This window comes from Bradyrhizobium sp., from assembly GCF_052389815.1.
Lineage (GTDB): Bacteria > Pseudomonadota > Alphaproteobacteria > Rhizobiales > Xanthobacteraceae > Bradyrhizobium.
In genome coordinates, this window is sequence record NZ_JBQTHN010000187.1 from 1 (window position 1) to 8,451 (window position 8,451).

The following is an 8,451-nucleotide window of genomic DNA, read 5'->3' on the forward strand; positions in this document are numbered from 1 at the left end:
GGCCGTCGCGCATTGCTCAACGCAGGCTCCGCGGCTTCCAGGCCACTCCTTGACGACGGCAAGCGCGGCGTCACACTGCAGCCGGTCGGGGCGCGCTCATCCGCGTCCAACTTGATAGTTGCTACGAGGCCTCTCAATCGTCGGCGAACTCGTCTTCCTCGTTGACCTTCGCCTTGTGGCGATGCGTGGCCCGCTTGCCGCCGAGCGATCCCGTGATCCAGGATTCGCGCGGATAGGGGTTGCGCCGGCCTGCGCGCGCGGCGATCTGGTCGCCGGAAACCGCGGCCGGCTGGCAGATGATGCGGCCAGAGGAGCGGCGCATCAGGTCGAAATGGAAATGATCGGCGTGCTGCGGATTGGAGCCCGGCGCCAGCACGGTGTTGAACAGCTGGCAGGCGCCGCCCTGGACGTCGCGCAGGAATCCCTGCTCCTCGGGGAGGCCGCGCCAGCCCTCCTTTACCGTGACGCGCCGTCCGTCGGCGAGCGTGAAAGCGGAGATGTCGAGCGCGTTGCCGAAGGCATGCTCGGAAATATGCGCGTGCGGATTGCCGTTCATGCCGCGGCATGAGTAGGCGGAGATCTGCTTGATCTCGACGACGCGCGTGCCGAACCAGCGCTGCGCTGCCGGCTGCACGGACTCGGCGAACCAGCGGTCCAGCGTGGAAACGATCGGGCACGCCAGCGTCGCGGCCGGCTTCACCGACACCGGGCCGACCGCGTCGACGGCATCGCCGCGCGAGGGCCCGAGCCGCGGCAGGTCCTGTCTTTGAAAGTCCTGCCGCTCCGAATACGGCGCGCCGGCGCGCGGCGGATGAGAGGGATAAGCGGGCGCATTCGCGTAAGGCGCACGAGGTTGGTGCATCCCGGGCGCGCCTTGCGCGGGCAGGTCGATGTCGTCCTCCTGCTGCACGATGCCGGGCGGCGCGAGCGAGATCGGCGCGTTCGACGGCGCGGCGTAATTCGGCTGCCGCGGCGCACCGTTGGAATGGCCGTTCGGATAGGTCCGCGCGTTCGGATAATTTTGCGGCGTGCCTTGCGGCCGCGCCACCGGCCAGCGCGGCTGGTTGCCGATCGCAGCCGGCGGCCGCAGATTGTCGGCGAAACCAAAAGCCGCGGAGTCTTCGCCGAATGCTGCGACCTTCAGCGGATAATCCGCGCCGCACGCGCCGGGACCGGAAATCGGCTCGATGCGCACGCGCTCCGGGCCTTCCTTCACTGCGCCCGATTTCAGGCAGGCGACTTCCGCCTCGGCCCGCCACGGCTCCCGCTCGGCCTGGAAGAATCCACGGCCACAGCCTGCCAGCGAAGCAAGGACAAGGGAGCCGACGAGATACAAACGAACTCCACGCGTCATCCGCGCAAGGTCGGCGAATTTATTTAAGGACTCTTCAACGCGTTGATTTCACGAGTCTTTAACCATGTATGCCAGCACCGGGCCCTGTGGAGAGGCCGGGATAGACAGGAAAGCTGACTTTTTTGGCCGGGAACGCGTGCTAGCCTAAAGTGTTAATGCGGGCACGACGTGAACCCCAGGGAGTCATCGATGACTTTCGTCAGCAGACTGAGCGTTGTTACCGCGTATGTCGCCTTCGCTTTCGTTGGCGCCATCGTGCTCGGCGTGTTCTAGGCTCTCCCCAGTCCGACCTGGACATGTAGGCTTGGATCAATGGCCCGGCGGGGCTGCTACCGCCGGGCTTTTTCATGGGCTCAGGATTGCGGGCCGCGCGTCACCTGACGCGAGGTGACCATCGATTTCGACGTGATGCGGATCCAGTTGTTGCCGTTGCAGTAGAAACGGCTGAAGGCGCAGGCTTCGACCCGCAGCGTGTTCGGTCCGCGCAGGCGCATGGTGCCGTAGTAGGTGTCGCCGCTGTCCTTGCTGTACACGCTTCCGCTCCACTGCGTGTCCGACTTCGGCTTCATGTTGATCAGGACGGCCTCGCCCTTCTCGCTCTCGCCCTCCTTGATGGCGTAGCCGCACAACGCGCGGCCGCATTCGGCGATGCGCACCATGCCCTTGCCTTCGGTCTGCCAATCGCCGAGCGGGGAATCGGCTGCATCTTCGTGCAGCACCTTCAACACGGGCGGCGTGGGCCGCGCCGGTTCTTCCGGCTTGGCGGCGGGCGGCGTGGTGCATGGCTGAGTGACGGCCGCTGCCGGCTGGACCTGCGGCACCGGCGGAAGCGGCGGCAATGGCGGGGGCGCGACTTCCTGAGTGGCTGCGGACGCGGGCTTGTAGACGGCGAGCGGCGCGGGAGCGGGAGCGGCCGCGACGATCGGCGGCGGCGCCGACTGCTGAACGGGAGCCGGCGCAGGAAGAGGCGCCGGTGCAGGCGGCGGCGAGGCGACGACATTGCGCGGCTCGTCGCCGCGCTTCTTGCGCGACTCATACACGCCGGGAATCGAGATCGAGGCGCAGGAGGAAGAGCTGCAGCCGCGCGGCGCCTCGATGCGGATGCGGTGGCCGCCGACCGAAAACGAGATCGAGCCTGCATCGGCGGACGAGCTCGCCGCCATCAACACCATCAGGGCATAAAGTCGTTTCATCGGAGCCTCCCTGAGCGATGGCGGAAATTCTGGCGGGAACCGGACAGCTTGAATGTGATTCAAATCACCCCGCTGTGAGGACGGCGCCTGTTGTGACGGAGGTCACTGAAGGCCGCCGCGCCGCGGCCTAGGGTCGGGCCATCGAATTCAAGCCCCCAGGAGGCTCACATGAACAAGCTCGTTTTCGCCGCCGCCACGGCGCTGCTCTTGGCGACCACCTCTGCCCAGGCCGGCGGTGTCACGTTCCAGATCGACGGCCAACGCGTCCGCATCGAATCCCCGCGCGGCTGCAATTCGCTGTCCTGCATCCAGATCTCCGCGCCCGGCTACAAGGGCAAGCTCGGCAATATCGACCTGAAGGGCTTTGGCTCGAAGGACAAGGACGACGATGACGACGTGTCGCCGCCCGCGACCACGACCACCGCCGCTCCGGCCACGACGACGGCGCCCGCCCCGGCTCCGATTGCCGCAGCTCCCGTTGCGGCTGCACCGGCTCCGGCCCCCGCTCCCGTCGCGAGCCCCGCGCCGGCGCCGGCCGTCACCAACAACGTCGCCCCGGCTCCGGCCCCGGTTGCCGCGGCTCCCGCTCCGGCCCCTGTCGCCGCGGCGCCCGCCCCTGCTCCGGCGCCCGTTGCGGCCGCGCCGATTGTGGTTGCCAACTCGCCGGTCGGCGTATGGGCGACCGAAGAGAACAAGGGCAATGTGCGCATCGAGCAGTGCGGCACCAACCTGTGCGGCTATGCGGTCAAGACCAACGAGCGCATCCTGATCAACATGAAGCCGTCCGAGAACAAGTGGGTCGGCCGCATTCACGATCCGGACTCCGGCCGCAAATACGACTCGACGATCGCGCTGCGCGGCCCGAACGCGCTGCGTGTCCAGGGCTGCGCCTTCGGCGGCATGTTCTGCGGCGGCCAGACCTGGAAGCGCGTGAGTTAACAGAACGTAAATATTCGCCCCGGTCATTCCGGGGCGGCTCGAAGAGCCGAACTATGGGGCGCAATTGCGCCCCAGAGAATCTCGAGATTCCGGGTTCGATGCTTTGCATCGCTCCGGAATGGCGGGGCTCGGGACGATGAAACAATTCTCACCGCCGACGAAACAATTTCGCTCCTTCCACGAAAAACTCCGGAAACGGCCTTCGCCTATCTTCCTGCGCAACGAGAGACGTCGGGCGACGCACTTTCGGGCGCTTACCTCAAGGGGACTTCCATGACATCCACCGGTTCGGTTTTCCGCGGCAGCAAGCTCATAGCCGCGAGCCTTCTCGCTTTCGGCCTGATGACGACGGCTTCCTTTGCCTACACCCAGGAGCAGCAGCAGCTCTGCACGGGCGATGCGATGCGGCTCTGCAGCGAGGCCATTCCCGACGTCGACCGCGTCACCGCCTGCATGATCGCCAAGCGCTCGCAGCTCTCCGACGGCTGCAAGTCGGTGTTCCGCAAGGTGGAGCCCGCGGCGACGCCGGTGAACTATCCGCCGACGGGCAAGCCGCACCAGCCGCTCAACATCGCCCCGCACAAGCGCGGCTGACATTTTTCGAACGCGCTTTCAGGCGCCATGTCCCGGCGGACGTGGCGCTTGATCGTTTTTGTGGGCCGTGACAAGCAGGCTTCATTCATCCGGCATTCAGCCGGCGCAGGCTGAAATCGCCTACTCCTCTCGCCTCCTCTCCACCCGGTCTGGAAATCCCCTTGTGACGCGGCGCCAATTCTCATTCGCGCTCCTGCTTGTGGCCGGCCTTGTGTCCGCCCATGTGGCGCGCGCCGAATCCGGCTCCGTTCAGATCGCGCAGGCGCAGCCCGGGCCGCCGATCCAGACGCCGGCCGGTGCCGCGCCCTTGCCCACGGCACCCGCGCCGGCGGCGGAAACCCAGACTGCGGACGCACCCGAAGAGCCCATCGGCAACGTCGCATCGCTGACCGGCAAGGCCAGCGTCAAGCGCAACGACAAGTCGATTCCGCTGGCGCTCAAGGACGACATTTTCCTCAACGACGTCGTGCAGACGGCGGCGAGCTCGACGCTCGGCATCACCTTCAGCGACGGCACCACCTTCAATCTGAAAGCCAGTTCGGAAATCGCGATCGACGATTTCGTCTACGAGGAAGGCGGCAAGAAGAACGCCGGCGTGTTCGACGTCGCCAGGGGCACCGTCGCCTTCGTCGCAGCGCAAGTGGCCAAGACCGGCGACATGCAGATCACGACGCCGACCGCAACGCTCGGCATCCGCGGCACGTCGGGCCTCGTCGAGGTGCCCGCCGGCGTCACCGCGACCAGCGCGAGCAACGTCAACATCAAGCTGTATCCCGACGCCGACGGCCGCGTCGGCCGCATCGAGGTCAACGATCGCGCCGGCGCGCGGCTGGGGTTCCTGAGCCAGGGTGCGAGCGGTTTTGCCATCCGGCCCGGCGCCGGCGGCGCGCGCTTTGCCGCGGTGCCGATTGCGATCACGCCGCAGATGATGCGGCGCGACCAGGGCTTCGTGCGCCAGGTGCATTCGATGCAGACCTTCGGCCGCCGCGTCTTCGACGAGCAGCGCGCCTTCCGCCGCGCCAATCCGGGCCTGCTCAATCCGAACCGCCCGATCCGCCAGCCCGGACAACTCCGCGGGCCCGGTCAATTGCGCCGGGACGGCGTCCCCGGCCAGAACCGGCCAGGCCAGCCGGGGCTGCAGGACCGTCGCGGCCAGCAGCAACCGGGCGCGCCCGGCCGGCAGGGACTGCGGCAACCGGGTTCGCCCCAGCAAGCGGGTCAGCCGCCGCGACCGGGTCAACCCGGCCAGCTCGGTCGACCCGGCCGGCAGCAGCAGGGTCAGCCCGGACAGCAAACCGGCCAGCCGCCGGGCGGACTGCAACGCCCGGGCCTGCCGCGGCCGGGTCAGACCCCCGGCACCCCCGGACAGGTCGGCTCGCCAACCGGTGCTCCGCAGCAAGGTGCCCCCATCGGCCGGCCCGTGCCGGGCGGCCCCGCCGGTCCGCCGCCGGTGAATCAGCCGCGCCTGCAACAGCCGGGCCCGGGCGGCGCGCAACCCGTGCCGCAACAGGGCGGCCAGCTCAGGCAAGGCGGCGTGCCGGGATTGCGGCAGCCGGGACTTCCGGGCCGGCCCGCCTTGCAGCAACCGCGACGTACCGCTCCGGTGCAGGCGCCGCCCAAGGGCAGGAAGCCGCCGGATCAACTGCGCTGATTCCGTCCGCCCCGGCTGTTGCCAGCCGGGAAATATGTCGTCGGGCGGCCGAACCACGAAACAATTGGTTAACACGACGAAACCATTTTGGCGGTTTCGTGCAAACGTCCCGAAACGGTTCATCTGTATTGCTTTCCCCAACGACGCGCCGGGGACTGGCGCGCAGGGCGCAAATAACAGGGGACGACCATGTTCAACTCAGCCAGGCTGAATGCACGCCTCGTTGCGGCCACTTTGGGCGCACTGACGATCGGCGCGATCGCCTTCACCTCTTCCGCCGCGGCAGCTCCCCTGCCGCTGTTTCCCTTCCTGGCCCCGCAGCAGCAATATGCGCCGCCGCCGCCGGTGCAGGCCGTGCCCGATGACGAAGACGGCGTTTCGCGCGAGCTGCCTGCGCGCCTGAAGCGCCAGGTCGTCAACTATCCGACCCGCGAGGCGCCCGGCACCATCATCATCGATACGCCGAACACCTATCTCTACCTGATTATGGGCAACGGCCAGGCGATGCGCTACGGCATCGGCGTCGGCCGCGAAGGCTTCACCTGGTCCGGCACCCAGACCATCGTCAAGAAGGCGGAATGGCCGGACTGGACGCCGCCGCCGGAGATGATCGCCCGCCAGCCCTATCTGCCGCGCCACATGGCCGGCGGCCCCGGCAACCCGCTCGGCGCCCGCGCCATGTATCTCGGCGGCACCATCTATCGCATCCACGGCACCAACGCGCCGCACACCATCGGCACCCGCGTGTCGTCCGGCTGCCTGCGCCTGACCAACGAGGACGTGATGGATCTCTACTCCCGCGTTCACGTCGGCACCAAGGTGATCGTGCTGCCGATGGACCGCCGCGCCGATCTGGGTAGCGCCATTCGCTGATCACACCAATTTCAATTGAAGCAAAATGGCGCCCTTCGCGGCGCCATTCTTGTTTCTCGTCATGGCCGGGCTTGCCGCCTTCGCCAAGGCTACGGCGGGCCGGGTGAACTCGTGGCCCCGGCGAAGCCTTGGCGTAGACGGGTCCCGACCATCCACGTCTTTCTTGCGAGTGGCGTCAAAGAACGTGGATGCCCGGGACAAGCCCGGGCATGACGAACTCTTGCGAGTTCGTGTGACGACCCCTTGTTCCCGTCCCGCCCTAGCGCCGCCTTCCACCCGCCTGTAAAGTCCGGCCCGATTTCCGGGGGGACGATGCGCCTGAAGTTGGACCTCAAGCTCCTTAAGCTCGATCTCAGTCTGAAGACGATCCTGATCGCCGTCGCGGTGGTCGCGCTTTCCTTTTTCGTCAGCCTGAAGGCGATGGACTGGCTCGCGCCGCGCGGCGGCGGCAAGGCGCCGATGCTCGCCGAATTGCCGCCGCTGCCGCCGGCGACGCGCTCCTCGCGCGTGCTGGCGCCGGTTGCGATCGCACTGACGGCGATCCGCGACGCCGCCGAGCGTTCCACTGCGCGCACGTTCGGCGGCAAGGCCGACAATCCCGTCTCGCAGATCCTGCAGAACGCCGATATCGGCTGGACCGCCTCGCGCGGGCCGATTGCGGTAGCCGGCGTCCAGGACGCCTTGTCGCTGACCACGCCGCTGACGGGAACGCTGAACGTCACCGGATCGCTGTCGGCCAAGGCCAACGACACCATCAACGACGCGATCGGCGGCCTGCTCGGCAACAATGCGGCCAAGCAGCTCGGCGGCATCAACATCAAGAATCTCAACGTCAGCGGCGAGATCAGGGGCAACGTCGTCGTCACCTCGCGGCCGCGCCTCGCCGCCGCCTGGCGCATCGAGCCGAATTTGCAGGCGCAGGTGAACCTCGGCGACACCAGCGTTGCGGCGGCCGGCGCGCGCATCAACGTACCGGCGCAGGTCAAGCCGCTGATCGACAAGCAGGTGGCGGATCAACTCGCGGCGGTGCAGGCGCGGATGAAGAACGATCCGACCTTCGAGCAGAATGCGCGGGCGCAATGGGCCAAGGCCTGCCGCTCGATCCCGCTGCAGGGCGCAGGCAGCTCCGGCCTGCCGCCGCTGTGGCTCGAGCTAAAGCCGACGCGCGCCATCGCCGCGCAGCCGCGCATCGATGCCTCGGCAATGACGCTGACGATGGGGATCGAAGCCGAGACCCGCATCACGCCGGCCGAGACCAGGCCGGACTGCCCGTTCCCGGCGACGCTGACCATCGGTCCGGCGTCGAAGGGCGGCGTCAACATCGCAGTCCCCATCGACCTGCCCTTCACCGAGATCAACAAGATCGTGGAAGCGCAATTCGCCGGCAAGACGTTTCCGGAAGACGGCTCCGGTTCGGTCGACGTCACCGTGAAGAAGGCGAGCGTGGCGGCCTCCGGCGACCGGCTGCTGTTCACGCTTCTCGTCTACGCGAAGGAAAAGAAGAGCTTCCTCGGCTTCGGGGCCGAGGCCTATGTGCACATCTGGGGCGTGCCGGTGCTCGACCAGGCACGGCAGACGCTGCGGCTCGATTCCATCGAGGTGGCGGTGGAGTCGGAAGCCGCGTTCGGCCTGCTCGGCGCGGCGTCCCGCGCGGCGATGCCGCACCTGCAACGGGTGCTGGCGGAGAAGGCGATGGTGGACCTGAAACCCTTCGCCGGCAACGCGCAGAAGAAGATCGCCGCCGCCATCGCCGATCTGCAGAAGAGCGAGGACGGCGTGCGGGTGACGGCGGAGATCACGAGTCTCCGATTGGCCGACATCGCCTTCGATTCCAGAACGCTGCGCGT

7 protein-coding genes are annotated in these 8,451 nt (G+C 67.6%); 5 read left to right on the top strand and 2 right to left on the bottom strand.

Translation table 11 applies throughout. The annotated features are described in order from the left end of the window. Nucleotides 1-133: 133 nt before the first annotated feature. Together ACT4OC_RS26800 and ACT4OC_RS26805 are read right to left on the bottom strand one after the other, a co-directional pair. Nucleotides 134-1,354, bottom strand: a complete 1,221-nt coding sequence (locus ACT4OC_RS26800) for an extensin family protein (protein WP_444842063.1) — start codon at nt 1,352-1,354, stop codon at nt 134-136. 353 nt (nt 1,355-1,707) lie between these two features. Continuing rightward, nucleotides 1,708-2,547 (bottom strand): DUF2147 domain-containing protein, encoded by an 840-nt coding sequence (locus tag ACT4OC_RS26805; protein WP_444842064.1) that lies wholly within the window; start codon nt 2,545-2,547, stop codon nt 1,708-1,710. 168 nt (nt 2,548-2,715) lie between these two features. Between ACT4OC_RS26805 and ACT4OC_RS26810 the strand changes: the two genes are divergently transcribed. From ACT4OC_RS26810 to ACT4OC_RS26830, 5 genes are all read left to right on the top strand, one after another. Beyond that, a complete protein-coding gene (locus ACT4OC_RS26810) occupies nt 2,716-3,486 on the top strand; it encodes a DUF2147 domain-containing protein (protein ID WP_444842065.1) in 771 nt (256 codons plus the stop codon). Nucleotides 3,487-3,759: 273 nt separating this feature from the next. Further along, a complete protein-coding gene (locus ACT4OC_RS26815) occupies nt 3,760-4,080 on the top strand; it encodes a hypothetical protein (protein WP_444842066.1) in 321 nt (106 codons plus the stop codon). A 163-nt stretch (nt 4,081-4,243) separates the two neighbouring features. Continuing rightward, entirely contained in the window at nt 4,244-5,731 is a 1,488-nt protein-coding gene (locus tag ACT4OC_RS26820; protein WP_444842067.1) for a FecR domain-containing protein, read from the top strand. A gap of 189 nt (nt 5,732-5,920) precedes the next feature. Continuing rightward, nucleotides 5,921-6,604, top strand: a complete 684-nt coding sequence (locus ACT4OC_RS26825) for a L,D-transpeptidase (protein ID WP_444842068.1) — start codon at nt 5,921-5,923, stop codon at nt 6,602-6,604. 312 nt (nt 6,605-6,916) lie between these two features. Continuing rightward, the coding region (locus ACT4OC_RS26830) for a DUF4403 family protein (RefSeq protein ID WP_444842069.1) at nt 6,917-8,451 on the top strand (1,535 nt) is incomplete at its 3' end.